Annotated in this window: 25 protein-coding genes and 1 tRNA gene; 9 read left to right on the top strand and 17 right to left on the bottom strand. The window is 61.3% G+C overall.

Annotated elements, in window-relative coordinates:
- Positions 1-86: 86 nt before the first annotated feature.
- On the bottom strand, positions 87-383 hold the full coding sequence (locus BVG79_RS13505; protein ID WP_157115641.1) for a hypothetical protein: 297 nt from the start codon (positions 381-383) through the stop codon (positions 87-89).
- Between the two features lie 28 nt (positions 384-411).
- On the opposite strand from BVG79_RS13505, the gene BVG79_RS06185 reads away from it, so the two are divergent.
- From BVG79_RS06185 to BVG79_RS06175, 5 genes are all read left to right on the top strand, one after another.
- Positions 412-690 carry a hypothetical protein gene (locus tag BVG79_RS06185; RefSeq protein WP_085786116.1) on the top strand — a complete coding sequence of 93 codons (279 nt, stop codon included), beginning with the start codon at positions 412-414 and terminating at the stop codon, positions 688-690.
- A gap of 339 nt (positions 691-1,029) precedes the next feature.
- Positions 1,030-1,197: a hypothetical protein gene (locus BVG79_RS13495; protein ID WP_157115640.1), complete on the top strand. Its 168-nt coding sequence runs from the start codon at positions 1,030-1,032 to the stop codon at positions 1,195-1,197.
- 163 nt (positions 1,198-1,360) lie between these two features.
- The gene (locus tag BVG79_RS13785; RefSeq protein ID WP_198167901.1) at positions 1,361-1,591 is read left to right on the top strand and encodes an ABC transporter permease subunit; all 231 of its coding nucleotides are present in this window, start codon (positions 1,361-1,363) and stop codon (positions 1,589-1,591) included.
- Between the two features lie 7 nt (positions 1,592-1,598).
- Positions 1,599-1,943, top strand: a complete 345-nt coding sequence (locus tag BVG79_RS13640) for an ABC transporter permease (protein WP_198167900.1) — start codon at positions 1,599-1,601, stop codon at positions 1,941-1,943.
- A 68-nt stretch (positions 1,944-2,011) separates the two neighbouring features.
- Complete coding sequence (locus BVG79_RS06175; protein WP_198167899.1) at positions 2,012-2,518, top strand: alpha-L-fucosidase; 507 nt, start codon at positions 2,012-2,014, stop codon at positions 2,516-2,518.
- A gap of 39 nt (positions 2,519-2,557) precedes the next feature.
- On the opposite strand, the gene BVG79_RS06170 is transcribed toward BVG79_RS06175, so the two are convergent.
- The 6 genes from BVG79_RS06170 to BVG79_RS06145 all read right to left on the bottom strand — a co-directional run bounded on the left by BVG79_RS06170 (position 2,558) and on the right by BVG79_RS06145 (position 11,763).
- Entirely contained in the window at positions 2,558-5,065 is a 2,508-nt protein-coding gene (locus tag BVG79_RS06170; protein WP_085786114.1) for a PIG-L family deacetylase, read from the bottom strand.
- 218 nt (positions 5,066-5,283) lie between these two features.
- Positions 5,284-6,372 carry an ABC transporter ATP-binding protein gene (locus tag BVG79_RS06165; protein ID WP_085786113.1) on the bottom strand — a complete coding sequence of 363 codons (1,089 nt, stop codon included), beginning with the start codon at positions 6,370-6,372 and terminating at the stop codon, positions 5,284-5,286.
- 3 nt (positions 6,373-6,375) lie between these two features.
- Positions 6,376-7,995, bottom strand: a complete 1,620-nt coding sequence (locus tag BVG79_RS06160) for an alpha-glucosidase (RefSeq protein WP_085786112.1) — start codon at positions 7,993-7,995, stop codon at positions 6,376-6,378.
- A gap of 7 nt (positions 7,996-8,002) precedes the next feature.
- Positions 8,003-9,139, bottom strand: a complete 1,137-nt coding sequence (locus BVG79_RS06155) for a carbohydrate ABC transporter permease (RefSeq protein ID WP_085786111.1) — start codon at positions 9,137-9,139, stop codon at positions 8,003-8,005.
- The gene (locus tag BVG79_RS06150; RefSeq protein WP_085786110.1) at positions 9,139-10,353 is read right to left on the bottom strand and encodes a carbohydrate ABC transporter permease; all 1,215 of its coding nucleotides are present in this window, start codon (positions 10,351-10,353) and stop codon (positions 9,139-9,141) included. Before BVG79_RS06150 ends, BVG79_RS06155 begins: the two co-directional genes overlap by 1 nt.
- 63 nt (positions 10,354-10,416) lie before the next feature.
- The gene (locus tag BVG79_RS06145; RefSeq protein WP_085786109.1) at positions 10,417-11,763 is read right to left on the bottom strand and encodes an ABC transporter substrate-binding protein; all 1,347 of its coding nucleotides are present in this window, start codon (positions 11,761-11,763) and stop codon (positions 10,417-10,419) included.
- A 253-nt stretch (positions 11,764-12,016) separates the two neighbouring features.
- On the opposite strand from BVG79_RS06145, the gene BVG79_RS06140 reads away from it, so the two are divergent.
- A complete protein-coding gene (locus BVG79_RS06140) occupies positions 12,017-13,051 on the top strand; it encodes a substrate-binding domain-containing protein (RefSeq protein WP_085787285.1) in 1,035 nt (344 codons plus the stop codon).
- On the top strand, positions 13,048-14,382 hold the full coding sequence (locus BVG79_RS06135) for a GH1 family beta-glucosidase (RefSeq protein ID WP_085786108.1): 1,335 nt from the start codon (positions 13,048-13,050) through the stop codon (positions 14,380-14,382). Before BVG79_RS06140 ends, BVG79_RS06135 begins: the two co-directional genes overlap by 4 nt.
- Positions 14,383-14,419: 37 nt before the next feature.
- On the opposite strand, the gene BVG79_RS06130 is transcribed toward BVG79_RS06135, so the two are convergent.
- Together BVG79_RS06130 and BVG79_RS06125 are read right to left on the bottom strand one after the other, a co-directional pair.
- Complete coding sequence (locus tag BVG79_RS06130) at positions 14,420-14,878, bottom strand: DUF3597 domain-containing protein (RefSeq protein ID WP_085786107.1); 459 nt, start codon at positions 14,876-14,878, stop codon at positions 14,420-14,422.
- A gap of 136 nt (positions 14,879-15,014) precedes the next feature.
- Positions 15,015-15,341: a winged helix-turn-helix transcriptional regulator gene (locus tag BVG79_RS06125; RefSeq protein WP_236951436.1), complete on the bottom strand. Its 327-nt coding sequence runs from the start codon at positions 15,339-15,341 to the stop codon at positions 15,015-15,017.
- A gap of 136 nt (positions 15,342-15,477) precedes the next feature.
- On the opposite strand from BVG79_RS06125, the gene BVG79_RS06120 reads away from it, so the two are divergent.
- The gene (locus BVG79_RS06120; RefSeq protein WP_085786106.1) at positions 15,478-16,992 is read left to right on the top strand and encodes an amidohydrolase family protein; all 1,515 of its coding nucleotides are present in this window, start codon (positions 15,478-15,480) and stop codon (positions 16,990-16,992) included.
- 39 nt (positions 16,993-17,031) lie between these two features.
- On the opposite strand, the gene BVG79_RS06115 is transcribed toward BVG79_RS06120, so the two are convergent.
- The 4 genes from BVG79_RS06115 to BVG79_RS06100 form a co-directional block, all read right to left on the bottom strand.
- A complete protein-coding gene (locus BVG79_RS06115) occupies positions 17,032-17,349 on the bottom strand; it encodes a hypothetical protein (RefSeq protein ID WP_085786105.1) in 318 nt (105 codons plus the stop codon).
- 177 nt (positions 17,350-17,526) lie between these two features.
- Positions 17,527-18,294, bottom strand: coding sequence for an SDR family NAD(P)-dependent oxidoreductase (locus BVG79_RS06110; protein WP_085786104.1), 768 nt, complete (start codon positions 18,292-18,294; stop codon positions 17,527-17,529).
- A 148-nt stretch (positions 18,295-18,442) separates the two neighbouring features.
- Positions 18,443-18,516 (bottom strand) — tRNA-Gly (locus BVG79_RS06105).
- Between the two features lie 23 nt (positions 18,517-18,539).
- Entirely contained in the window at positions 18,540-21,032 is a 2,493-nt protein-coding gene (locus tag BVG79_RS06100; RefSeq protein ID WP_085786103.1) for a penicillin acylase family protein, read from the bottom strand.
- Between the two features lie 94 nt (positions 21,033-21,126).
- Here BVG79_RS06100 and BVG79_RS06095 point away from each other — a divergent pair, with 94 nt between their 5' ends.
- Complete coding sequence (locus BVG79_RS06095; RefSeq protein WP_085786102.1) at positions 21,127-21,996, top strand: NAD(P)-dependent oxidoreductase; 870 nt, start codon at positions 21,127-21,129, stop codon at positions 21,994-21,996.
- 31 nt (positions 21,997-22,027) lie between these two features.
- On the opposite strand, the gene BVG79_RS06090 is transcribed toward BVG79_RS06095, so the two are convergent.
- From BVG79_RS06090 to BVG79_RS06075, 4 genes are read right to left on the bottom strand one after another with little or no spacing between them, the layout of a single operon-like run.
- On the bottom strand, positions 22,028-23,353 hold the full coding sequence (locus tag BVG79_RS06090) for a branched-chain amino acid ABC transporter permease (protein ID WP_157115638.1): 1,326 nt from the start codon (positions 23,351-23,353) through the stop codon (positions 22,028-22,030).
- Positions 23,350-24,363: a branched-chain amino acid ABC transporter permease gene (locus tag BVG79_RS06085; protein WP_085786101.1), complete on the bottom strand. Its 1,014-nt coding sequence runs from the start codon at positions 24,361-24,363 to the stop codon at positions 23,350-23,352. Before BVG79_RS06085 ends, BVG79_RS06090 begins: the two co-directional genes overlap by 4 nt.
- Position 24,364: 1 nt before the next feature.
- Positions 24,365-25,072, bottom strand: coding sequence for an ABC transporter ATP-binding protein (locus BVG79_RS06080; protein WP_085786100.1), 708 nt, complete (start codon positions 25,070-25,072; stop codon positions 24,365-24,367).
- A complete protein-coding gene (locus tag BVG79_RS06075; RefSeq protein WP_085786099.1) occupies positions 25,069-25,848 on the bottom strand; it encodes an ABC transporter ATP-binding protein in 780 nt (259 codons plus the stop codon). The genes BVG79_RS06080 and BVG79_RS06075 overlap by 4 nt, the downstream gene beginning before the upstream one ends.
- Between the last annotated feature and the right edge of the window lie 44 nt (positions 25,849-25,892).

Here is a 25,892-nt window from a genome sequence, read left to right as displayed (position 1 = left end):
ACGGCTTGACTTGGACTTTAAAGTTGCGCGACGGGTAACATTTCACGATGGCCGCCCGCTTAATGCGGATGCCGTCGTCTTTACCTTCACGCGGTTGCTGGACGAGGCATAGGCCTTCCCTCGGGCGTCCGATCATTGGTGCGGTGAACGCCATTGATGACCGCACCGTGGCGTTCAAGTTGAACGCCGTCCATCCGGCATTTCCCGCGTTGGTCGCAGTAATGTAAGCGGGCATCGTTAGTCTCGCCGCGACTAAGGCTGGAATAATGGAAACCCTCGGCGGCGGCACGGGCCCCTTTAGTGTGGCCGAATGGAATACCGGCGAATATGTCCTGCTGTCGCGCGTTGACGATGACTGGAGCGACCTCGCGAAGATCGTTCATTTGGTCGGCCTGACTCTCGGTTGCTGCGATGACGCTGAAGGCGGGCGATGCCGATGTGATTAACGCACCCTCGGCGATTTTCGCCCACCAAATTGCCGCGAACCCCGACCTGACCCTGCACGAAGCCAAGCCGCGCTTTCTGGGCAGCGCTGGCCATGTGCAACCCCCGCTTGACAACCGCCTTGTGCGGCAGGTGATTAACTATGCGACTAACCGTGATGCATTTGTGCAGACGCTGCTATTGGCTACGACAGTACCGCAAACTCGCCGCTGGGGGAGGCTGTGTTTGGCTACAACGACCCCTTGAATCCCCATCCCTTCGACGTCGAGAAAGCCAAGGCTTTGCTTGCCGTAGCGGGATTCCCCGACGGCGCGGCTGCCCAACTTTATGTCCAACCCCAAAAGCCCCCTTTTGCACAAAGGGCCGCCTGTGAAGTCTTATCCGATCAGAAAGGCGGCGGCGCTGCCGCTTGTCCTACTAGGAACATCCTTTCTAGTTTTTATCGCATTGCGCGCGCTTCCGGGCGACCCCGCGCGGCTGATGGCGGGCCAGATGCACCCGAAGCCCTGCTGCTGGATATGCGAGCGCGCCTTGGATTGGATATGCCGATTATAGCGCTATACGGCATATTTCTGGCAAAGGCGTTTGCAGGGTGATCTGGGCACGTCGCTGTATTCCAAGCCGCCGGTGGTTAAAGAACTGTCGACCCGCTTTCCGAACACTCTGAAACTGGCGTTGGTTAGCCATGCGCTGGCTGTCGTTCTGGGGATTGGCGCGCTTTTGATGGCAGTTATCGTTTTTTCGCCCCGCTGATCGCCCGCGCTGATCCCTATGCGCAGAACCTGATGGCTGCGTTGCTGCCGCTATCGGGGCAGCATTTCTTTGGTACAGATCAATACGAGGGGATATTTTCGCCCATGCGGCTTACAGCGCAAGAATATCCTTCCTCGAGGTTCTGGTCGGGGTCGGTCTGGCATTGCTTGTCGGTATTCCCATTGGGCTGGTTGCGGGTAGATTTGGCGGGCGCATCGACAGCGCGCTGATGTGGGTGGTGGACATCATTTTTGCGTTTCCTGCAGTTGTTCTGGCAATGCTGATCACGTCTATTCCGGGCCTCAACCTGACCAACCTTCTGATTGCTAATGCAGTTTTCTCAATTGCCAGCTATGCGCGCCCGACGCGCAACGTCACGCTGGGGCTACGCTAAATGGACTATGCCGAGGCCGCGCGTGCGCGTCATGTTCGACCACATGTTTCGAAATGCGCTGTCGACTTTAATTGTGCAATCGACGCTGACCGCAGGCACGACCGTCTTGTCTGTCGCATCGCTATCGTTCCTAGGGCTAGGCGGGCAGTCGCCCATGCCCGAATGGGGCGCGATGATGAGCGGGGGCCGAAATTTCATAGGCGTCAATTTCCACCTACCGCTGTTTCCGGGCTTGGCGGTGTCGGTGATGGTGTTGGCTTTCAATCTGCTGGGTGACGAGCTGCGTGACTTGCTCGACCAGCGCGCGTGCCCGAAAATGGCGAGGAAATGGACGACCTTCAGCCGTTGGTAACCCCAAAAAAGCCTGATTCAACCCCGCGCCTGGCCCGAGGTGGTAGGCCAACGCGCCACGTGGGAGGCATGACAGACGCTGGCAGGCTCATGGGGCTACTACCCGTGACGAGCTTCAGGGCAAATCTGCTGGGGCTGCTGATCGACACTGTATCGAAGGGGGGCAATTTGTTGATGCATGTCAGCCCGACCGCGCGCGGGAGGTTGGATGCCAAATCGACTGCGGCCCTGCAGGTTTACGCCGACTGGATGCGTTATCACCGCGCGGCCATATATGGGGCAAGGGCGGCCGACTTGCCGCCCTTGCAGGACTGCCGTCTTACCCGTAAAGGCAGCGCGGTATATGTCCATGTTTTGGTATGGCCGTTCCGCCATTTGCATTTGCCCAGCCTCGGCACGAAGGTGTGGCGTGCGCGGCTGATGAATTATGGTAGCGAGATCAAGATTTTGCAGCCGCAACCGCCAAATCCCAACGATACTATGCTGGTGCCGGTTGATCCCAATGACCTGACATTTGGGCTGCCGGTGGAAAAACCGCCTGTTGCAATACCGGTCATCGTGCTGGCGCTGATCTAAAAGGAAGGGGCGCCGATGTGATCGGCGCCCCTTCTTGTATCAGGCTTTCTGCAACAGGTTCGCCAGAATGCGGAACGCGCCCGGCGTTAGCTTGTCCAGTTGGTGGTGCAGCACCAATGCGGTGTGCGTGTGACGCCCCGCGCCGATTTGCGCGCTGAGGAGCGAGCCCTCCAGCGGGTCTTCACCGCGGTCGTTCATCGCCAGCAAGGGCGTGTAGACTTCGGCCCATTCCGACGCGAAGTATAGGCCGCGTTCCTTGTCCCAGCCTGCCCAATCGTCGGCGCTGATGACGTTCGGCTGGGTCAGCAGCGGGTGATCGGGCGCAAGCACCGTCACTGCCGCATTCGGGTCGGTCACGCGATAGCGGATCGAGGGGCTGCCGATCTTCAGGTAGGCGGGCGGCACCGTGTCGGGGTTCCAGCCGTCCGATGGGCGGTGGTACAGGGTGACAAGATGGCCCCCTGCGTTGACCCATTCATGCACCTCGGCCATGCGCGATGTCATGTCCGTGCGGCGGCCCAAGGCGAAAACGCCGACCACGATCGTATCGAAGTCTTTGTACGCGCCCGATGCCATGTCGGCGGGGGTCAATTCGGTCACGTCGACACCCAAGCGGCGCATCCAGATGGCCACGTTGTCGTTGTTCGACCCGATGTAAGCCACGCGCGCATCGGGGATTTTCGCATCCACGACTTGGACTTGGAAGGCGACCTCGCTGGGCACAACGGCTTTGCCGGTGTGCGGATACTGGAAGGTTTCGACCTTGTAAGCCGTTTTGCCTTTCAGTGTCGGGTTCAGCACGATCCGCTCGACTTTCAGGTCGGCAGGCGGCGCCAGTTGGAAGGTGGCGGCCGTGCCGACGGGGTCGACATCGCCCGATAGAACCCAAGTCTCGGGAACCGGAATATCCAGATCTCCAATCGTCGCGTTCGTGACGACGGCCTCGATATTCGCGGGAACCGCACCGTTTTCGATGTTGAAGACAAGGGCCTCGGGGCGCAGGGTCAGTGCGTTTTCCGGCACGATGCGCAGGGCATCTTCCAGATCGACGATGACCGACACGGTCTGCCCGTCCACGGTGAAGGTCACCTTCGTCCACGCATCGCCGTTGCCGCCAAGCGGGTCGAACTGCGGCTCCATCGGGTTGGTCAGGGCCGCGTCGGCGGGGACGTCGACGGTGACCTTGCCATCGGGGCCGGGGCCGGTGGTCAGGCCAGCGCGGGTCAGAACCTCGACGGCGTTCACCTCGACCGCGGCGGGGGCATCGACCAGAGTGCGGATGTCTACCGATTGGCCTGCAGGCACGTCGTTGCCATCCACGAACGAACGGATCGTCACGCCAGACGCGATGCGGATGACTTCGGCCACTTCGCGTTGTTTGCGGCTCAAGCGGTGGGCTGCGATCGGCGCAAGGTCTGCGGGCAGGGCGGCTACGGCAGTATTCAGGGTGGCCGATAGCTCCAAAGCCTTTTCCAGCACGGATGCAGGATCGGCGTAGTCGGAATGCGCGGCATCAATCAGCGCTTGCGCTTGGCGCAGGGCGGCGGCGCAATCATCGCTCATGCCTTGCAGATCGGCAATTTGCCCCACGGTGGCGATCAGGCCGTCGCGGATGTCGGATTCTTCGCCACCAGCCGCGCCGCCGGTGACGCGGGCCAAGTGAAGGGGCCATTCGGTCTGTGGTTCGGGACGCCAGCGGCCCATGCCTTGGGTCAAGTGGCACGACCGTGACCATTCGCCCATCTGCGGCCATGTTGCGCCCGAAATCTTGTCACGCTCGGGGGCGGTCAGCAGCAGTGTTTGCGGGGGTGGAGGGGTTTCGTCGTCATAGACGCCGCCGCCGCCGCCCCATGCGGGGTCGTACATTTTCGGCACTTCCCACGGCGTCAGGCCCAGTTCGGTAAAGTGGTGGGTGTAGACGTCATCACGGCCCGAAAGTTCGATCGCCTTTTTGGTTGCGACCGTCGCGGCGCGGTGCTGGCCATGTTGGCCGGGCACATCAAGGAAGCAGTTGAAAATCGCATCCGGACGATACGCGCGGAAGGCCCAGACCATGCGTTCCAGCACACGATCCTCGCCCCAGCGTTCAATGGTATCGTCAGGGTCTTTGCTGAAGCCAAAGTCATGTACGGGGTCGGTCGTGCCCATGCCGCCGAACGCCAGCGCCGCGTCCAGTGCGCGCGAGGCGGCCTGCATTTCACGCGTGCGCAAGACACCCAGCGCAATACCGCGTTCCGGCCCGATCGAGTTCTGGCCGCCTTCGCCGCGCGTCATGCAGTACATGACGGGGTGGATGCCGTAGTTGAACCGCAGCGCGGCCAGCATGCCCGACGGTTCGTCATCGGGGTGAGCGCCTGTGGTCATAAAGGTGACCGTCGATGTCAGCCGTTCCAGCGCGCGGGCCAGCTGGACGATCGAGGGTTCCGATTTTTGCTGTGCAATCAGCTGCAGGTCGCTTAGCGGCACTGCAAAGGCGGGGATTGCTGTGCTGGCAAGGGCTGCCGGCACGGTCGCCATGAATAGGCGACGTGTCATTTTTATCGACATCTATACCTCCTCTTGGTCCGGCGAATCGACGGACAAGGGGAAGCTTAATGGCTTCTTTTAAAATAACTAACTTTAATTAATTAAACGGAAGCAAAAACTAGGGCAGCTTATTTGACGCGCAAAAGACAGCGGGCCGACATATAGCCGACCCGCTGATAATTTTGACGATTTGGAACGATTTAGGCCTGCTGGTTTTGCATGCGCGGGGCGATTTTCATCTATCGGTAGAGCAGCGAATGCCCCCCGGAAAACAGATGCACTTTGTCGGGCTGGGCCCCCAAAAGCACCGCTTGGCCGCGCAGGTTGGCGCGCATGCCAGGCAGTTTTGCCACGACTTTCGGACCTTCGTGCGTGCGCTCTAGGTAGATCAGGGTTACTTCGCCCAAGGCTTCGGTGAAATCGACGCGGCCATCAAAGATAGCGGGGCCATCGGCGATTTCAGTCAGATCCTCGGGGCGGATGCCGACGTTGACGGCCATGCCCATATCGGCTGCCGTCGTCGGGATGTCGGCGATGGCAGTGCCGCCATTGTCTAGGTCAACTAAGGTTTGCGCGCCGGTTTGGCTGATGCGACCGGGGGTCAGGTTCATGGCGGGCGATCCGATGAACTGCGCGACAAATTCATTTTGCGGGCGTTGGTACAGATCCAGCGGGGTGCCAACCTGCGCGATCCCCCCTTTGGCCAGCACCACGATACGCGAGGCTAGCGTCATCGCCTCGACCTGATCATGCGTGACATAGATCATGGTCGAATCCGGCATCTGTTCTTTCAACTGGGCAATCTCGATCCGCGTCGCCACGCGCAGCGCGGCATCGAGGTTCGAGAGCGGCTCGTCAAACAGGTAAACCTTGGGGTCGCGCACGATGGCGCGGCCGATGGCGACACGTTGGCGCTGGCCACCCGACAGCGCCTTGGGAAGCCGATCCAGATAGGGTTCTAGTTGTAGAATATTGGCGGCTTTTGTGATGGCTGCCTCAATCTCGGCCTTGGGTTTGTGCGCGATCTTAAGGGCGAAGGCCATGTTCTCGCGCACGGTCAGATGGGGGTAGAGGGCGTAGGATTGGAATACCATCGCGATGCCGCGCTGCGCGGGCGGCACATCGTTCATGCGCTGCCCGTCGATTTCCAGCGTGCCGCCCGTGATTTTTTCCAGCCCCGCGATCATCCGCAGTAGGGTTGATTTTCCGCACCCCGACGGGCCGACGAACACCACCAGTTCGCCGGGTTGAATATGCAGGTTGATGTCTTGCAGCACTTTGACGGGGCCGTAGGTTTTTTCGACAGCCGTCAGCTTCACCTCGGACATGGGCTATTCCTTTTGCAGCAGGGCAAAGCCCCAAGCGGGCAGGCTGAGCCATTCGCCATCAGCCGATACCCCGCCCAAATCTGCGGCCGCGTTGACCCAGTTGCCTGCGGGTAGAGCAACAGTTGCATCGTCGCGGCCCAGATTAAAGGCGCAGAAATATGTGGCCTTACCGCTACGCGTAAAGAACGCCAGATCGCCTTTGGCCGTGACGGCCGACATCGCGCCCGAGATCAGCTCGGGATGGCTGCGCCGGAAGGCAAGGGCCGCGCGATAGTATGCCAGCAGGCTGTCGGGATTGGCGTTTTGCGCCGAAACGGCCAGCGGCAGGTGCGGCGCGGTGACGGGCAGCCAGCCCTTCGTCGCCTCGGTAAAGCCGCCTTGGCGATTGTCACTTTCCCACACCATCGGGGTGCGCGCACCGTCGCGTCCCTTGAATTCCGGCCAGAATTCAATGCCATACGGATCTTGGATGTCGTTGAATTCCAGCTCGGCCTCGGGCAGGCCCAGTTCCTCGCCCTGATAAAGGCAGACCGACCCGCGCAGGCTAAGAAGCAGCATCAGGTAGCTGCGGACGGCCGTTTCATTCAGGTTCCAGCGGGTGATGTGGCGCACGACATCATGGTTCGAATATGACCAGCAGGGCCATGCATCGGGCGCGTCTTCTGCCAGTTGGTCGAACGTCGCCTGCAGCGCGGTTGCCGTGACACGGGCAGGCTGCAGCAGTTCAAAGGGATAGCACATCTGTACCTTGTCGCCGCCCGATGTGTATTGCGCCATGATTTGCAGGCCGCGCTCGGAATCGCCGACCTCGCCCACGGCGACGCCGCCGTGAATATCCAGCAGAGCCCGAAATCGGCGCAGGAACCCCAGATTTTCGGGGCGGCTTTTGTCGAACAGGTGCATCTGGTGGTTATAGGGGTTCACCTTGGGGGCGGTGCGGTCGTTGCGTTCCTCGATTGGCAAGGCGGGGTTGTCGCGCAGGTGCTGGTCGTGGAAATAGAAATTGATCGTATCCAGCCGGAAGCCGTCGACGCCGCGTTCCAGCCAGAAACGGGTGACGTCCAGCAGCGCCTCTTGCACGGCGTGGTTATGGAAGTTCAGGTCGGGTTGGCTGGTCAGGAAGTTGTGCAGGTAATACTGCTCGCGCCGGCTATCCCACTGCCAGCCGCTGCCGCCAAAGATCGACAGCCAGTTCGTGGGCGGGGTGCCGTCGGGTTTGGGGTCGGCCCAGACGTACCAGTCTGACCGCGGGTTGGTGCGGTTCTGGCGGCTTTCGCGGAACCATGGGTGTTTATCTGACGTATGCGACAGCACCAGATCAATCATCACCCGCAGGCCCAGCTTGTGCGCGCGGGCCACCAGCGCGTCAAAATCGGCCAGAGCGCCGAACATCGGGTCGACATCGCAATAATCCGACACGTCGTAGCCGAAATCCTTCATGGGCGAGGTGAAGAACGGACTGATCCAGATGGCATCGGCCCCCAACGCAGCGATGTGATCCAGCCGCTGCGTGATGCCCGGCAAATCGCCGATCCCGTCGCCGTTCGTGTCCTGATAGCTGCGGGGGTAGATCTGGTAGATGACGGCGCCGCGCCACCAATCGGGGTTTTTCGAAAGTGTCATGTTGCTCTCATTTAACGGAACCGGCCAGCAGCCCGCGCACCAAGAACCGCTGCATCGAGAAGAACACGAGCAGAGGCACAGCGATCGAGACGAAGGCCGAAGCAGAAAGGATTTCCCAGTCACCCCCGCGCGACCCCATCAGGTTCACGAGGTTGCCGGTCAGCACCTGTTGGTCATTCCCCGTGCCAAGGAACACCAGCGCGACCAGCAGATCGTTCCATGTCCACAGGAACTGAAAGATGGCAAAGCTAGCCAGCGCGGGGAACGACAAGGGCAGGATGATTTTGACGAAAATTTGAAACTCGGTCGCGCCATCGACGCGCGCGTTTTCGATGATGTCTTTGGGCAGGCCGACCATGTAATTGCGCAGCAGGTAGATCGCCATGGGCAGGCCAAACCCCGTATGCGCTAGCCAAATGCCCAAATAGCCTTTGCCGATTCCTATGGTATTATGCAGTTGCAGCAGCGGGATCAGGGCCAGTTGCAGCGGCACGACCAGCAGGCCGACAATGGTGGCAATCAACAGCGCGCGTCCCGGAAAATCCATCCACGCCAATGCGTAAGCGGCAAAGGCGGCGACCAGAATGGGGATCACCGTCGCGGGGATAGAGACCGTCAGCGTGTTCAAAAACGCCTGCCCAATCGACTGCCCCGCCATGGGCGAAAAGATCACGTTGCGATAGTTGTCGATGGTGAATTCGGGCGGAGTTGCGGCGGTGGTAAAGACGCGTGGCAGGCGCGCCCCCTCGAAACTTGTGGGCGAGGATAGGGTGAAGCTGCCGTCTTGGGCGACGGTTAGGCTGCTGCCGCCCCCCAGATCGGCAGTCTCATCAGGGGCAAAGGCCGCCGGCTCGCGCGAGGAGATGCCCCATGCGCTGACGGTGGCGCCTGTGGTAAACAGATGTCCTGCGATCACATGGGTTTCGCCCTCGGTCGTTTCCGCGCCGGTGATACGGATGGGGGCTTGCTGTGCTTCTTGCGTCGCGAAGGCCTGCCACCACCCTGATGAATCGATCTGATCGCCCGAGCGGAAGCTGGAGACGAGGAGGCCTGCCGTCGGGATGATCCAAAGGATGACCAGAACCGCCACCGAAAGGTTCACTGCCCAAGCCAGCGCCGATTTTTGTCCGGCAATATTGTCCATCAGCGCATTTCCTTGCGGGCGTTCCACACGTTCCAAATCAGAATAGGCGTGACCAGCGCCATGATGACCATGGCTGCCGCCGACCCCATGCCGGTGTCAAAGGAACGGAAGAATTTGTCATACATGTAGTTGGCCAAGACCTGCGTTTCCCATTGTCCGTTGGTCATCGCCAAAACGATGTCAAAGACCTTGAGCACCACAATTGTAATTGTGGTCCAGACGACCACGATTGTGCCGCGGATCTGCGGAACTTTGATGCGGAAAAAGATCTGAAAGGGGTTTGCGCCGTCCAGCACCGCGGCTTCGATAGTGTCTTCGGGCACACCGCGCAGCGCGGCAGACAAGATCACCATCGCAAAGCCGGTTTGAATCCAGACCAGCACCATCATGAGGAAAAAGTTGTTCCAGAACGGGGTTTGCAGCCAAAGTTGCGGGCGGCCGTAGGGCAGGGCTGCCGTCAGTAACCCGAGGCCCCAGCCGCCCAGCACATACGCCAAAGCGGCGATGATCACGACGCCGATGCCGCGGAGCACATTGGCGCTCAGCTTGCCGCCCGGCGTCGCACGTACCATCGCCCATGCCGCAAGCGCCCCGGCGACAATCAGCGCCACCAAAATGGCGGCAGGCAAAATGCGCAGCAATAATAACGACCAGAAGCCGCCCCCAAACTGCATCCAGACGGCGTTCAGCAGACCCACCTGCGGCAGGCTGGCGTCGCGCGCGTCATAAACCAGTTTCCAGATGACTGACGCGCCCACAAAAGAAATCGCCATCGGCATAAAAATCAGCGACTTGGCCAAATTGCCCCAGCGGATACGGTCGGTCAGTTGCGCGGCAAGCAGCCCGAAGACGGTTGATGCCGCAGGCACGACCACCAGCCACAACATATTGTTACGCAGGGATTCACCGAACTTCGGCTCGGCTATCATGCGGCTGTAATTGCCCAAGCCGATAAATGCGCCGTTACGGTCGTTCAGCGACAGCGATAGCGTCGCAAAAACGGGGTAAGCCAGATAAATGCCCAGAAAGAACAAGGCCGGGAACAGAAATACCCACGGCCTGACCATATTGGCGCGGTTGATGTTTCGGCCGATATTCGCCCCGCGCGCCGGAAAAAGCACTTTGTCGAGTAGGAAATTCGCCGTCCAAAAATAGCCGATACAGCCCCCGATCCCCAGCAGGATCACGATCAGAGCGTACAAAGCGGGATTCATGCGGTCCTCCGCGTAGCCGTCTGTGGTCTTCGGCCTTGTAAGACCGAAGACCGGTTGTGCGGTTTATTGCGGCCAGCTGGCGTCAATCGCGGCGGCGATATCGGCTGCCGACTTGCCGCCGACGAAATCGATCATCCCCGTCCAGAAACTGCCAGCGCCAACGGCGCCCGGCATCAGGTCGGACGCGTCAAAGCGGAAGGTCGTGGCATTCAGCAGGATTTCGCCTTGCTTTTGCATCGCCGCATTGGCGTAGGTTTCGGGGTTCACCGAACGCAGCGGCGTCAAGAAGCTCGACTGTGCCATCCACAGCTCGTGTGCGATAGGGGTTTTCAAAAACTCGATGAACGCGCGGCTGGCGTCGGTGTCTTTCATCATCATGACCAGCGTGCCAGCGCCCAGAACGGGGGTGCCAAGGTCAAGCTCCGCCGGGGCGGGCATGTAGAAGAAGTCGGCGTCAGTGCCCAGTTCAACCCCTTCGGGGAAGAACGACGGGATGAAGTTCGCTTGGTGGTGCAGGTAGCACTGCGGCGGCGAGGTAAAGAGGCCCTTGGGGCTGTCGCGGAAGTCGGTCGACGCGACAGCCGCCGACCCGCCTGCAACGAACGCGTCGTTCTTGGCGAACCAGCCGAATTCGTCAATCGCGGCCAAAACGCGCGAGTCGCTGAAGGGCACTTCGTGGGTGACCCACTGGTCGTAAACTTCGGGCGGATTCAGGCGCAGCATCAAATCTTCGACCCAGTCGGTCGCGGGCCAACCCGTGGCGCCACCCGATGCTAGGCCGATACACCACGGCGTGCCGCCGTCAGCGACAATCTGTTCGGTCAACGCCTTCAGGTCTTCCATGGTCTCGGGAATTTCGTAGCCGGCGTCCTCGAAGTTTTCGGGAACATACCACACCAGCGATTTCACGTCGATTTTATAGGGCAGGGCGTAAAGGCCGGTGCTACCGTCCTGCCCCTCGAAGGAACCGAGGCTGACCCAGCTGTCGCCCGCGGCGTAGTTTTCGGCCAGCCAGTTTTGCGTCTCGTCGCCCAATGCGGTGACATGGCCTTGGCGAACCAGTTCGGCAATCAATCCGGGTTGCGGCAGGATGGCGATGTCGGGCGGACTACCAGCCTGCGTGTCGATGACTATCTGCTGTTCGTAGTTTTCCGAGGACGAATAATTCACTGTCGCGCCGGTCGCCGCGCTGAAATAGGCCAAGATCGATTCAAACAGAACCTGATCCTCGCCGCGCCAGGGCCCGAAAATCGTCAACGATTGCCCTTGCAGATCCTGCGCTTCCTCGAACGCGGTATAGCTGTCCCAGTTGAAGGCGCCTTCGCCGACCGGAAATTTCAAATCCTGCGCCAATGCGCCTCCAGCGATCAGGGATAAAACCCCGACGCAAATCGTCAGATTCGTTCTCATATTGGTTCTCCTCCCAATCACCCTCTCCCGGGGCGAATCCTGTACATGTCGCCGGTCCGCATTGCGCAGAATCGACCAAACCGCTTTGGATGACTTTACGTTCTCGCATCCTACCCCATCTGTCAAACCTAAACCGGACCGTTAGGGAAGATTTGAAAAACGACAGCTATAATTAAGATAATTGCCTTTCTCTTTGACAACGAGACGATCCGGTTTAATGTCGATGGCGATTGAAAGCGCTTTGGGAAACTTCATGACGCTAAAGGAATTTTCTGCGATACTTGGTCTGTCTCCGACCACGGTTTCACGCGCCCTTAACGGCTATCCCGAGGTGAACGAAGCGACCCGTAGTCGCATCGCCGCCGAGGCTAAGCGCCTGAACTACCGCGCGAATGCGCGCGCGCTGCGGCTGGCGACGGGGCGTGCGATGGCGGTGGGGCACGTCATTCCCATCGCGCCACGGCACGAGATCATGAACCCCGTCTTTGCCGATTTCATCGCAGGCGCGGGCGAAATTTATAGCGCGCAGGACTATGAAATGATCCTTTCCGTCGTCTCGGATGCGGACGAGGAAATCAGCTACCGCGCCCTGAAATCGCGCGGCAGTGTCGACGGCGTCATCGTCCATGGGCCCAGCGTCGACGACCGACGCATCCCGCTGCTGCGGGAACTGGCGATGCCGTTTGTGGTGCATGGGCGCGCGTCGGATATCGCGCAGCCTTACGCATGGGTGGATGTGAACAACCGGCGGGCTTTCCAGCGGGCGACGGGCTTTTTGCTGGATCTGGGGCACCGGCGCATCGCGCTGCTGAACGGTCTCGAATTCATGGATTTCGCCATGCGCCGCCGTCGTGGTTATACCGAGGCGCTGGCCGCGCGCGGCATAGTGCCCGATCCTAGCCTGATGTCATCGCACGAGATGACCGAGGCTGCAGGCTATCGCGCCGCCATGCAAATGCTGGCGTTGCCGCTGCCGCCCACCGCGTTTTTGGCCTCGTCCATCATCCTCGGCTTCGGCATCCGTCGCGCGCTGGATGATTGCGGGCTGAAAATGGGCCGCGACGTATCGGTAATCGTCCACGATGACGACCTGTCTTACCTGACCAACGGCGATGATGTGCCGATCTTTACGGCGACGCGGTCATCCGTCCGCGCGGCAGGTCGCGCCGCAGCCGAGCTGCTGCTGCAGCAGATCGCCAGCCCCGCCGACCCACTTCCGAACCGGCTGCTCGAGGCCGAATTGATCATCGGCCAGTCGACCGGCCCCTTGCTTGGCAGACCTGCATGACACTGACACGTAAAGACTTTCCGGCTGACTTCATCTTTGGCGCCGCAACCGCTGCTTACCAGATCGAGGGCATGGCCGCCGGCGGATGCGGCCCCAGCCATTGGGACAGCTTTGCCGCGACACCGGGCAATGTGGTCGGCGCGCAAGATGGCGCGGTTGCGTGCGACCACTACCACCGCTGGCCCGCCGACCTTGACCTGATGGCAGGGGCAGGGCTGGACGCGTATCGGTTTTCCACCTCATGGGTGCGCGTGATGCCAGACGGCAAAACGGTGAACCCCGCGGGGCTGGCCTTCTACGACAAGCTGGTCGATGGCATGCTGGCGCGCGGCCTGCAACCGTTCCAGACCCTCTACCACTGGGATCTGCCGTCGGCGCTGGCCGATAAAGGCGGCTGGGCGAACCGCGACACGGCACAGCATTTCGCCGATTATGCCGAGGCGATCACCCGCGTCATCGGCGACCGCGTGGCCAGCATCGCCACCCTGAACGAGCCGTGGTGTGTGGCGTGGCTGTCGCATTTCTTGGGCATCCACGCCCCAGGCCTGCGCGATATTCGTGCCGCCTCGCGCGCGATGCACCATACGCTGGTCGCCCACGGCATGGCGGTGGAACGGTTGCGACAGATGAATACCAAAGCACCGCTCGGCATCGTTCTGAACTTCGAACACGCCGATCCGGCCAGTAACAGCCCCGCCGACATCGCCGCCGCAGCCCGCCAAGATGCCATCTACAACCGCTGGTTCATCGAGGCGATCACCCGCCAGAGCTACCCCGATCTGGCGCTGGAGGGGATGGCGCCCCATCTGCCCGCCAACTGGCAGGACGACATGCCCCTGATCGGGCAAAAGCTGGATTGGTTGGGCGTCAACTACTACACCCGCACCTTGCAAAAAGGGCTGGAGGGCGCGCCATGGCCTGCGACCGAAACCGTGGCCGGCCCGCTGCCCAAAACCGATATGGGATGGGAGATCTTCCCCCAAGGCCTCAGCGGGTTCCTGACGCGCATGGCGCGCGACTATGTCGGCGATTTGCCGATCTTCGTGACGGAAAACGGCATGGCGCATGACGATAGCGTTGTCGATGGCGCGGTCCACGATGACGCCCGCACGGCCTATCTGACAGCCCACCTGAACGCGACTCGCGATGCCATTGCGGCGGGGGCCAATGTCAAAGGCTATTTCTATTGGTCACTGCTGGATAATTATGAATGGGCGCAGGGCTATGCCAAACGCTTCGGCATGGTGCATGTCGATTACGCGACCCAAAAACGCACACCGAAAGATTCGTTCCACGCGCTTGCGGCTTTGGCCCAAAGCCCGCGCGGCTAGAGGGTGCGGGGCCACCAAACGCGGCCCCGACGCAGGCTTAAAGGCCGCTGAGGCGACCGCCGCTGGCGACCAGCTTGTCCATGACTTGCTTGTGCAGCCATGTGTTCATCGTGGCAGAATCGGCCATATCGCCGGCGTAGCCCAGCTCGGTCGCCAGCGCCTTGCGGTGCGCAAGGCTGCTGTCAAAGCCAAGGGTCTTCATCAGGTCGACAATCGACTTGCGCCAGTCCAGCTGTTGGCCGCTTGCGGCGACGGATTCGTCCAGCACCTTTGCAATGTCCACTGTAGTTGCAGCAGGCGTCGGTGCTGCTGGCGGCACAGTTGTCGGCTGCGCGGGGGGCGCAGCGGGTGTCGGGGTCGGTGCGGGGGCTTCGACCGGGGCGGTCGGCGGGACGACGTCAGGGGCGGTGGGCGGCACAACCTCGGGCGTCGGCGCGACGGTTGCGGCTTGGGCTTTGCCAAAAATGGCGTCGCGAATACCGTCGAAAATTCCCATGATTTCTCTCCTCATGCAAACCCCCGAATCTGGGGGTGCTCGCTGGCACCTACGTTAAAGTGCAGGCCGCGCCCTGCCTAGCCCGACGACGAGGAGCCGCGAATTCGGCAGCCTTCCGCCTTGGCCGCAGGCCCCACTAAACGCACGGGTCGCTGGCGCGCTGACTGTCAAAAACACGGCGGTTTTCGGCAATCTTTGCGACATGGCGGGCCGACCAGTCGCACAGCGAAAACAGCAGCGGCACCACCGCTTCGCCCATCGGGCTCAGGCTGTATTCCACCTGCGGCGGCGCGCGGTCGGTGATGACGCGGCGCACAATAAACCCGTCGCGTTCCAACCCCCTCAGCGTCACGGTCAGCATGCGCTGGGAAATCGTTTCAATTTCGCGGCGCATCTGATTGTAGCGTTTAGGCCCTTCCGACAGGATCAAAATGGCCAAAACGGTCCATTTGTTGCCAACCATCGACAAAATCGGGGAAATTTCTTCGCAATCCCCGGGCACAACCATGTTCCCTAGCTTCAAAAAAGTGCCTCCTTGAGCATATTTTCGCATCCTTTATGTAATCAAGGCACAAAAAGTATGTTAAGGAGATAACGCAATGTGCGAACTTTGCAAGGCCGGCCTCGCGCCGCGCCGCCACACGGCCAAGGGCCCGTCGCGCCGCCAGTTTCTGCGCGGAGCCGTGGCATCGGCAGCGGGCGCGGCATTTCTGCCGACCTTTATGACGCGCCCCGCAATGGCGCAAGCGATGCCCGCCGGCGTGGGCGAGGCCGGCCGCCGCACCCTGATCAAGGGCGGCTACATCCTCAGCCAAGACGCAACCGTCGGCGATTTCATCGGTGACGTTCTGATCGAGGGCAGCAAGATCCTGCAAGTCGCCCCCAGCATCGACGCAGCCGACGCCGAAGTCATCGACGCGGCTGGCCGCGTGGTCATGCCCGGCTTCGTCGATACCCACCACCACCAGTTCGAAACCGCGCTGCGGTCTTACCTGCCCAACGGCATCATGTTCGCCGACCCCACGCGCGAGGGCGAGCCGAACTACCTCGACGACATCCTTGGTAAATTCTCGAAGGTCTACCGCCCCGAGGATGTCTACATCGCGCAGGTCTTCGGCGGCCTCAGCCAACTGGACGCGGGCGTGACGACCGTTCTTGACGTCTCGCAAATTCACCACTCGCCCGAACACTCGAACGCGGTCATCGAGGGGATGCAAGCTGTTGGCCGTCGCGGTGTGTTCGGCTACTTCGAAGGCTACGGCCCCTACCTTCAATACCCGCAAGACGCCCGCCGCATCCGCAGCGAATACTTCGCCTCGGACGATCAGCTGCTAACCATGCTGATGGGCGGCGAGGCCTATCTGCCGGGCATCGACCCGCTGGATCTGTGGAACCTCGGTAAAGAGCTCGACCTGATGGTCGGTCTGCACGTGGTCGGCAGCCTTGGCATGCGCGAGACGATGGACCGGCTGATCCCGCATTACACCGACAAGCACCTGTTCATCCACATGACCGGCATGTCGGACGAGGCGTGGAACCGCGCGAAAGAAGTCGGCGCGCATATCTCGCTCTCGGTGCCGATCGAGATGCAGATGCGCCACGGCCAGCCGCCGATCCAGAAGGCGATCGACATGGGTCTTGCCCCGTCGCTGTCGGTGGACGTCGAATGCACGATGACTGCCGATTTCTTTACGCAGATGCGCGGCGCGATCACGTGGCAGCGCGCGCTGGCGAACGAAGCCGCGCTGGAAAACGGCCCCGAAAACGCACCGGCGCTGCTTTCCGCGCGCGATGTGATCGAATTTGCGACCATCAACGGTGCCAAGGGCCTGAAGCTGGATCACAAGACCGGCTCGCTCACCCCTGGAAAAGAGGCCGACATCATCTTGCTGGATGCGACAGCGCTGAACGTGGCCCCGCTGAACAACGCGCCGGGTGCCGTCGTGACGCTGATGGATCGCACCAACGTCGAAACCGTCCTGGTCGCCGGTCAGATCAAGAAATGGCAAGGGGCTTTGGTGGGGCAGGACATCGCGACCCTGCGCGACCAAATCACCGCGTCGCGCGACTACCTGTTCGAAGCTGCGGGCGTCGAAATCCCGCTGTTCGACTAGATAAAGTGGCCGCCCCTTGTGCGGGGCGGCCAACCTTGTTTAGCGGCAATCATCGTCCGCTTGAATCCGCGCGACCGTGTAGGTGGTCTTGCCGACGCCCTGCGGGGCGTGCGCCTGCAGATAGATATCCAGATCACATTCGCCGAAATCGGCTTCCCATTTCAGCAGCCTGTCGTTGCGCTGACCATCGAATTCCAGCGATTCAATCGGGGCTTGACGCGCGGTATTGGCCACATCGGTGCTTTGCAAAATAGTGGTAATCTGCTCGGCGCGGTCATGGAACCCCGACAGGGCGGCCTGCGCGGCGACGGGCACGGCGGCGGTAATGGCGGCTGCGACAAGGAAAGAGCGGATCATGACAAAACTCCTGCTTTGGGACGTATTCCGTGGGCTTGGGCCGAGTGGCTGGGCCAGATCGTCAGCGCAATGCTACACAATCGCTGTGGGACTTGTCCAACCTTGTAATATCTTGGTGACGCGCACAAATAAGGGCGCGCAGAATTTCGCGCGCCCCCAGAACTTGTCGCCGCCCGCTCAGGCAGAAGTGGCTGCGCCGCCGCCGTCAATACGGTAGTAAGCACCCGTGACGAAGCTGGCTTTGTCCGATGCCAGAAACAGCATCAGGTCGGCAATTTCATCTGCGGTGGCATAGCGCTTCAGCGGCACGGCATCTTCAAATGCCTTGCGCGCCTCGGCCTCGTGGCCCTTGGCGGCGTTCGTCTCGATCGACCGCATCATCTGCGTATCAACGCCCGATGGCGCAACCGCGTTCACGCGCACGCCATAGGGCGCGGCCTCGAGGGCAGCTGATTTGTTCAGCCCCATCACGGCGTGCTTCGATGCGACGTAAGCGCTCATCCCCGGCGCGCCCAGCAGGCCGCCGTTCGATGCTGTGTTCACCACCGCGCCAGATTTATGCGCATACATGACAGGCAGCACGTATTTCAGGCCCAGAAACGCCCCAATCACGTTGATGCCCAGCACCTTTTCATAGTTTGCCACAGTCTGTTCGGGGATCGGTTTGAAATCGCCGTTGATGCCAGCGTTGTTGACGAACACGTCAATCGTGCCGAAGTGGTCGACGGTAGCCTTCACATAGGCGGCAACATCATCCTCTTTGCTGACATCGGCCGAGAGGCGCAAAACGTCGCCAGTGATGTCGCCAGTGGTCTTTTCAAGTGCGGCCAGCGACAGGTCAACCAACGCCAACTTTGCACCTTCGGCCGCGAATTTACGCGCGGCGGCTGCGCCGATCCCACCGGCGGCACCGGTGATCAGAACGACTTTATCCTTGAATTGCATGGCTTTGGCCTTTCATGGCAAATATGGACATTGCGCTTAGGTTAGGCCAACCCGCGCCAATTTCAAAGGTGTACTATTGTGCACAACTGCCGCCACACGCGTGCAGATACGAACACAGCCGCAAAAACAAAAGCTAAATGAGAGTGATTGGAGCGGGTAGCGGGAATCGAACCCGCGCCAAGAGCTTGGGAAGCTCGTGTGATACCATTTCACCATACCCGCGTGTCGGGGCAAAAGCCCCGAAGCTAGGGCCTAGCTATATCTGCAGAAGGCGGCAGGTCAAGGGGGAACAAATGCGTTACCCCTACGGCACTGGCGCGGGCGATTTGCGGGTCAAGCGACATCGGAATGTACTCGCCGCGCCGCCAACGCTCGCCCAAGTCATCGTAATGCGGCGACAGTGGGTGGCCCGATTGACCAGTAGAGATCACATAAACCGAATTGTCAGGGTCGGAAAAATCGTACACCCCACGATAGGCTGCGGCGTGGACGTTCAGGAACGGGTCATTCCCCGTGCCCAAGGTCAACCCGCGCATCAGCGTATTGTCACCGCCGCTGCTGGATTGGCGGATATTCACAATCCACCCCAGCAGGGGCACATCGCCCAGCACCGGATGGTCGCTGGTGGCGGTATGTGCGTCGCCCCAGCGCAGCGTTTCGATCGCATTGCCGTAATGGTCGGTGATCCACACCAGCGCGTCATCCAGCGACAGGCGGGCAATGGTGTCACAATCCTCAATCGGGGCCGATTGGATGATGTCGCACCACGCGCCCGCGCCGTCGGTGTTGCGGAACACGCGCTCGATGAAAACCGGGTCGACATGGGTGAAGCGGTCGGCCAGCGGGCCAAGATCGTCGCGGATCAGCCGGTCTTGCAGGGCGCGCATCCAAGCGGCGTAGATCAGCGGCTCGGGCAAGTGTTCGTTCATCTCGCCATTCCAGGCCGACAGCAGGGCCAGCGCGCGCTGGCGCAGGCGTTCGGGCGTGCCATCGGCGGCAGCCTCGCCGGTAAACCATAGGTCGGCGGCAACCAGCGGCAGCAGGCTGCGCGCCGTGGGGCTGACGGTGTCCAATTGAGTTTCGATGAAGCTTTGCCGTGTGTGCACCTGCCGCTGCTGCATCAGGTGTTCCCACCGACCAATGCGCTGGGTGTCACCCCAGACAAAGCTCATGTGGTCGGGGAAGGGTGCGTCGACAATCTTGTTGTTGGTGGTGCCGATAATGCCGAACGCGGGGTCGATGAACTGCGGGTTTTCGGCGTAGGGTTTGAACCCTTGCCAGCGGTTTTGCGGCAAATAGCCATAGCTCGGCATGCGACCTTGGCTGTCGTGCTGCGGGTCGCGGATGGGGAATGCGCCCAGCGATTTCATCCCGATATCAACGCGGTCCGCCAGCGTCAGGTTAATGGCGGGGGCGACAAAGCCTTCGGCGGCATCAATCGCGCTGGTGACGGTCTTGGCGCGCATCACTCGCAACGCGGCACTCATCGAGGCATCGGTGCGCGACAGCGCCGACCATGCAATCGTCGTCACATGCCCCTGCGGGCGGATCGTGCCCAGATCAAACTGGTCGGGCGGCAGGACGGGGCCGTTGTCCGTCCATTGCAGGCGCAGCGTGACTGCGGGGGCGTTCTTGATTTGGATGATGGAATCCCGCGTCTCGAAGGCCTTCCAGCCATCGGGCGTGCGGTATTGGGCGACATTCGCGGGATTCACTTCCTCGATATAAACATCCAGATCGTCCAGATAGCTGGCGGTGATCCCCCAACCCAGCGCGTTGCTGCGCCCCGATAGGATGATCGGCATGCCCGGAATGGTCGCCCCGATTACATCGCCCGACGCCAGTTTCAGCCGCGCCAGATACCACAGCGACGGGGCGGTCAATTGGGTGTGCGGGTCGTTCGCCAGCAGTGTGCCGCCGCTGGCGACCCGTGCGGGGCCGGCGGCAAACGCGTTCGATGCGCCCTGAAAACCCGGCAGCGGCACGGCGGCCAGCGGGTCACGCGGGGTGTCGTTCAGCGCGAACGATGTCGGCACATCGCGCACGATTTCGGCATAGCGCGGCAGCGTCGCCAGCGCGGGGCCGGGGTCGTCTGGCAGAATGTCGGCGACACGGTCGGGCGGCAACAGCAGCGAGGTTTGGGCCCGCAAAACCTCGGCCGGGATCTGTGCTTCCATTTGCAGGGCCATCAGCTTCAATATCGCCAAGCTGTCGGCGGGCTGCCACGGCGCGATGGCGTGGTTGAATAGCCACATTTCGGGGGCGCCACGGCCCAACGCGCCGCGGTTTACCTGCGCCAGCCACGCATTCACGCCATCGGCATAGGCCTCCAGCGCGGCCATAGCATAGGGGTCCTGCGCAGCCAGCGAGTCATGCGCCGCACCATACAGATCTAACCGCCGCAGCAGGGCGTCGCTTTCATAAGTGCGCGCGCCGAACAGCTCGGACAAGGTGCCTTGCACCGTGCGCCGCGCGACGATCATTTGCCACAGCCTGTCTTGCGCATGGGCGTAACCCAACGCGAAATAGGCGTCGGGGTCGTTTTGCGCAAAAATATGCGGCACATCGGCCATATCGCGCACCACCTCGACCGGTGCGGTGATGCCGCTGACGCGGGCAGTTGCATCATAATCGGGCAGTGATCGCGCCAAGAAGAACCACATCAGGCCCACCACCAGTGCCCCCAACACAATAAGCCCGGTTGCAACGCGCAACAGCCAGCGGAAAACGAACGTCATAGGCAAACCTGTCGAAGATTGGGTGGCACGGTGCCTTGCAGCCCCGTTGGCTATCGCTATCGTCTTTTACAAGTCTAGGCGAGAGGGACAAGAAATGGCGAAGGTCGCATTTTTGGGATTGGGCGTAATGGGCGGGCCGATGGCGCGCCACCTTGCAACGGCAGGCCATGTGGTGACGGTCTATAACCGCACGACGGCAAAAGCCAAGGCGTGGGTGGCGGAAAACGGCCATCACTTTGCCGCCACCCCGGCCGAGGCCGCGCGCGGGCAAGACTTCGTCATGGCCTGCGTCGGCAATGATGACGACCTGCGGCAGGTTTGCACGGGGCCAGATGGCGCGTTCGCGGGAATGGCCGCTGGCGCGATCTTTGTCGACCACACGACGGTATCGGCCAGCGTCAGCCGCGAACTGGCGGCAATGGCGGATGCCGCGGGCCTTGGCTATCTGGACGCGCCCGTATCGGGCGGGCAGGCGGGCGCGGAAAACGGCGTCCTGTCCATCATGTGTGGCGGCACCCCCGCCGTGTTCGATGCTGCAGCCCCCATCATGGCCGCGTACGGCCGCATCTGCCGCCTGCTGGGCCCATCGGGCGCGGGGCAACTGGCTAAAATGTGCAACCAGATCGCCATTGCGGGGGTCGTGCAAGGGCTAGCGGAATCGCTGCACTTCGCCCAAAAAGCTGGGCTGGATACCGCCGCGCTGGTCGAGGTTATCTCGCAAGGCGCTGCCGGTAGCTGGCAGATGACCAACCGTTCGGCAACCATGGCCGAAGGGGCTTACGACTTCGGCTTCGCGGTCGACTGGATGCGCAAAGATTTGGGCATCGTGCTGCAAGCGGCCGACGAAACCGGCGCGAGCCTGCCGCTGACCGCGCTGGTCGACCAGTTCTACAAAGACGTGCAAAAGATGGGCGGCGGGCGCTGGGATACGTCGGCCCTGCTGGCTCGCCTGAACCAGTTCTAATGAGAAAGGCCGGGGTCTCCCCGGCCTTTGCCTATTTTTCGGGGATCAGCCCACGCGGGCTGAACCGCAGCACCAGCAGCAGCAGCACCCCCATCAACAACAGACGCGTATGTGGCGCGGCATCGATCAGGCGCCCGCGCAGCCAGCCATCGGGCATGATCGCGGTAATCTGGCCGACCATCTGCTGGCTCAGCGGCTCGACCATGACCCACAGCCACCACACCAGCAGCCCGCCCAGTACTGCGCCGAAGTTATTGCCAGACCCGCCGACGATGACCATCACCCAGATAAGGAACGTGAACCGCAACGGCTGATAGGTGGTCATCACCAACTGACCATCCAGCGTGGTCATCATCGCGCCTGCCAAGCCACACAGCGCCGAGCCGATGACAAAGATCTGCAGGTGGCGGCGCTTGACGTCTTTGCCCATCGCTTCGGCAGCGTTCTCGTTATCGCGGATCGCGCGCATCATGCGGCCCCATGGCGATTTCAGCGCCATCTGCGCCAGCAACAGCAGCATAATCACCACCGCCGCGAACATCAGCGTGTAGTTCAGCTTGACGAACAGGGTCGAGGCGGTGACCGCATCAAACCCCATGCTGGCCGCCTGCGCGACGAAGTCCGCATTTTGCTGTAGGTCCAGCTCGTACGGGACGGGGCGGGGCAGGCCGTTCACGTTTTTCACGCCGCGCGACAACCAGTCTTCGTTCTTCATGACGGCCAGAATGATCTCGGCAATGCCCAGCGTGGCAATGGCAAGGTAGTCCGAACGCAGCCCCAGCGTGACCTTTCCAATCAGCCAGGCGACGCCCGCCGCCATCAGCGCGCCGACGGGCCATGACAGCACAATCGGTAGCCCCAAACCGCCCAAATATCCGGTTGAAGACGAATTCACCGCCTCGATCGCCTGCGTGCCGGGCACGAAGACAAAGCGGAACAGGGCGTAACCCGCGATGACGATGGCAGCGGTCACAAGGCCCCGCCGCATGCCCGCAGCCATGCGTTTGTACACCTGCACCGCCAACACCACGGTGCCAGCGCCGATCACCAGACCCGCCACAATCCGCACGCCGCCGGCCTGCCACGCGTCCGATGTGGGGGGCATAGCGGTCAGCACCGCCCCAAGGCCCCCCAGCGCGACAAAACCCATCACGCCGATGTTGAACAGCCCCGCGTAGCCCCACTGCATATTGACGCCCAGCGCCATCACCGCCGAAATCAGCCCCATGTTCAAAATCGTCAGGGCCAGATTGGGCGTATAGGCCCATGCCGTCCAAACCATCAGCACGGCCATCAGAACGAACAGTACAGCAGTGCGCAGGGTTTGGTTATTCGTTGTTTCAATGCGGGTGCTCATACTGACTTCCCCTTGAAGATGCCGGTCGGACGGAACAGCAGAACGATAATCAAAATGGCAAAGCTGACGGCGAATTTGTAATCCGTCCCCAGCAATTGCACGAGGCCGGATGGCGCCATCTGGTCTGGCAGCAGATAGGTCAGGATCTTCTTCCAAGCATTGGTCACGACGACCTCGGAAAAGGCGATGACAAAGCCGCCGACGATTGCACCCAAAGGGTTGCCCAAGCCGCCCACCACCGCCGCCGCGAACATCGGCAGCAGCAGTTGGAAATAGGTGTAGGCCTTGAAGCTTTTATCCAGCCCGTACAGCACCCCGGCGGTTGTCGTTAGAGCCGCGACGATAATCCATGTCACCATCACCACACGTTCGGGGTTGATGCCTGACAGCAGCGCCAGATCCTCGTTATCCGAAAACGCCCGCAGGGATTTACCCGTGCGGGTGCGGTTCAAAAACCAGAACAACAGCGCCACGGCGATGGCGGCCGTTACCACGGTAATCACCTGTGTGGTGCGCAGCGACAGGGCTTCGTCAAGGCCGGACCACGCCTTGAACTCGCGCGCGGCGATGATGAACCGCTGGCCATCGGCAAACAGCACGTCATCAACGCCGATGCCAAAGCGGACGATGAAGTTCATAATGAACATCACCCCCAGCGACACCATCGTCAGCACCACAGGCGCAGCGCGTTTGCGGCGATAGAACCGAAACACCGCACGGTCCATTGCCAGCATCAGCAGGGCGGTGGCGATAATGCCAAAGGGCAGGGCCAGCAGCGCCGTCGGCAGCGGGCCAAAGGTCACCCCCAGCCCGATCAGTAGGTTGGTGAAGCCTATGGTCACCATGGTGCCGAAGGCCATATTGTCGCCGTGCCCGAAGTGCGAAAAGCGCAAAATCCCGTAAATCAGCGTCGCGCCCAGCGCACCCAGCGCCAGTTGCGCGCCATAAGCCGTCGCGGGGATGATAATAAAGTTCAGCAGCGCCACCAGCGCGTTCAGAATGTCGGTCATCTCAGCCCCCCAAGAATGTGCGGCGAACCTCGGGGTCGGCCATCAGTTCTGCACCCGTGCCGGTGTAGGCATTGGCGCCTTGCACCAGAACATAGCCGATATCGGCGATCTCCAAGGCTTGGCGGGCGTTTTGTTCCACCATTAAAATAGTGATGCCCGTGCGGGCAATCTCGATGATGCGGTCGAACAATTCGTCCATGACGATGGGGCTGACGCCTGCGGTGGGCTCGTCCAGCATCAGCAGGCTGGGCCGCGTCATCAGTGCGCGCCCGACGGCGACCTGCTGGCGCTGCCCGCCCGACAGCTCGCCTGCGGGTTGGCGGCGTTTGTCAGCCAGAATGGGGAACAGGTCGTAGACCTGCGCGATGGTGGGGCGGATGTCGTCCTTGCGCAAAAACGCCCCCATCTCCAGATTTTCCTCGACCGTCATCGAAGTGAAGATGTTGTTCGTTTGCGGCACAAATCCCATGCCCTGCGCCACGCGGTCTTGGGGGGACAGGGCGGTGATGTCCGCGCCATCCAGCAAAACGCTGCCCTCGCGCAGGGCCAGCATGCCGAAGATTGCCTTCATGGCGGTCGATTTTCCCGCGCCGTTCGGCCCGACGATCACGCCGATCTGGCCTTTTTCGACGGTAATCGTCGCGCCATTCAGAATATCCGCGCCGCGGCCATACCCGCCGCGCATATTGCTTGCGTTTAGAAAGTTCATGCGGGCAGCGCCTTGTTTTTCAGTCCAGTGCCAAGATAGGCCTCGATCACGGCGTCGTTCGCGCGGATTTCTGCTGCGCTGCCTTGGGCCAGCACTTGCCCCTCGGCCATGACGATCACGGGGTTGCACAGGCGGGCGATGAAATCCATGTCATGCTCGATTACGCAGAACGTATAGCCGCGCTCGCGGTTCAGGCGTACGATGGCATCGCCGATGGTGTTCAAAAGGGTGCGGTTCACACCCGCGCCAACTTCGTCCAGAAAGACGATCTTGGCGTCGACCATCATCGTCCGGCCTAGCTCGAGCAGCTTTTTCTGCCCACCCGAAATATTCGCTGCCTTCTCATCCGCAAGGTGGCTGATGGTCAAAAAATCCAGCACTTCGTCGGCGCGGGCGCGCAGGGCGCGTTCTTCCGCGCGGATGCGGCTGCGCTGGAACCATGTGTTCCACAGCGTCTCGCCGGTTTGCTGCGCGGGCACCATCATCAGGTTTTCGCGCACCGTCATAGATCCAAATTCATGTGCTATCTGAAAGGTGCGCAGCAACCCTTTGTGAAACAAGGCATGTGGCGACAATCCCGTGATATCCTCGCCATCCATCTCGACCCGCCCCGAGGTCGGCGGCAACCGACCCGCGATGACGTTGAACAACGTGGTTTTGCCCGCGCCATTCGGGCCGATAAGGCCGGTGATCGACCCCGTTTCAATAGTCAGGCTGGCGCCATTGACGGCGCGAAAGCCGCCGAAGTGCTTGTGCAAGTCGTGGACGACGATCATGCATCTCTCCCTTTAGCGGCCCATCCATCTGGGGATGCGCGGGA

It is taken from the genome of Ketogulonicigenium robustum (assembly GCF_002117445.1).
In the GTDB taxonomy this organism is placed as follows: Bacteria; Pseudomonadota; Alphaproteobacteria; order Rhodobacterales; family Rhodobacteraceae; genus Ketogulonicigenium; species Ketogulonicigenium robustum.
Note: the sequence above shows the minus strand (reverse complement) of the source record. Positions and strands in the feature narration are given on the sequence as shown.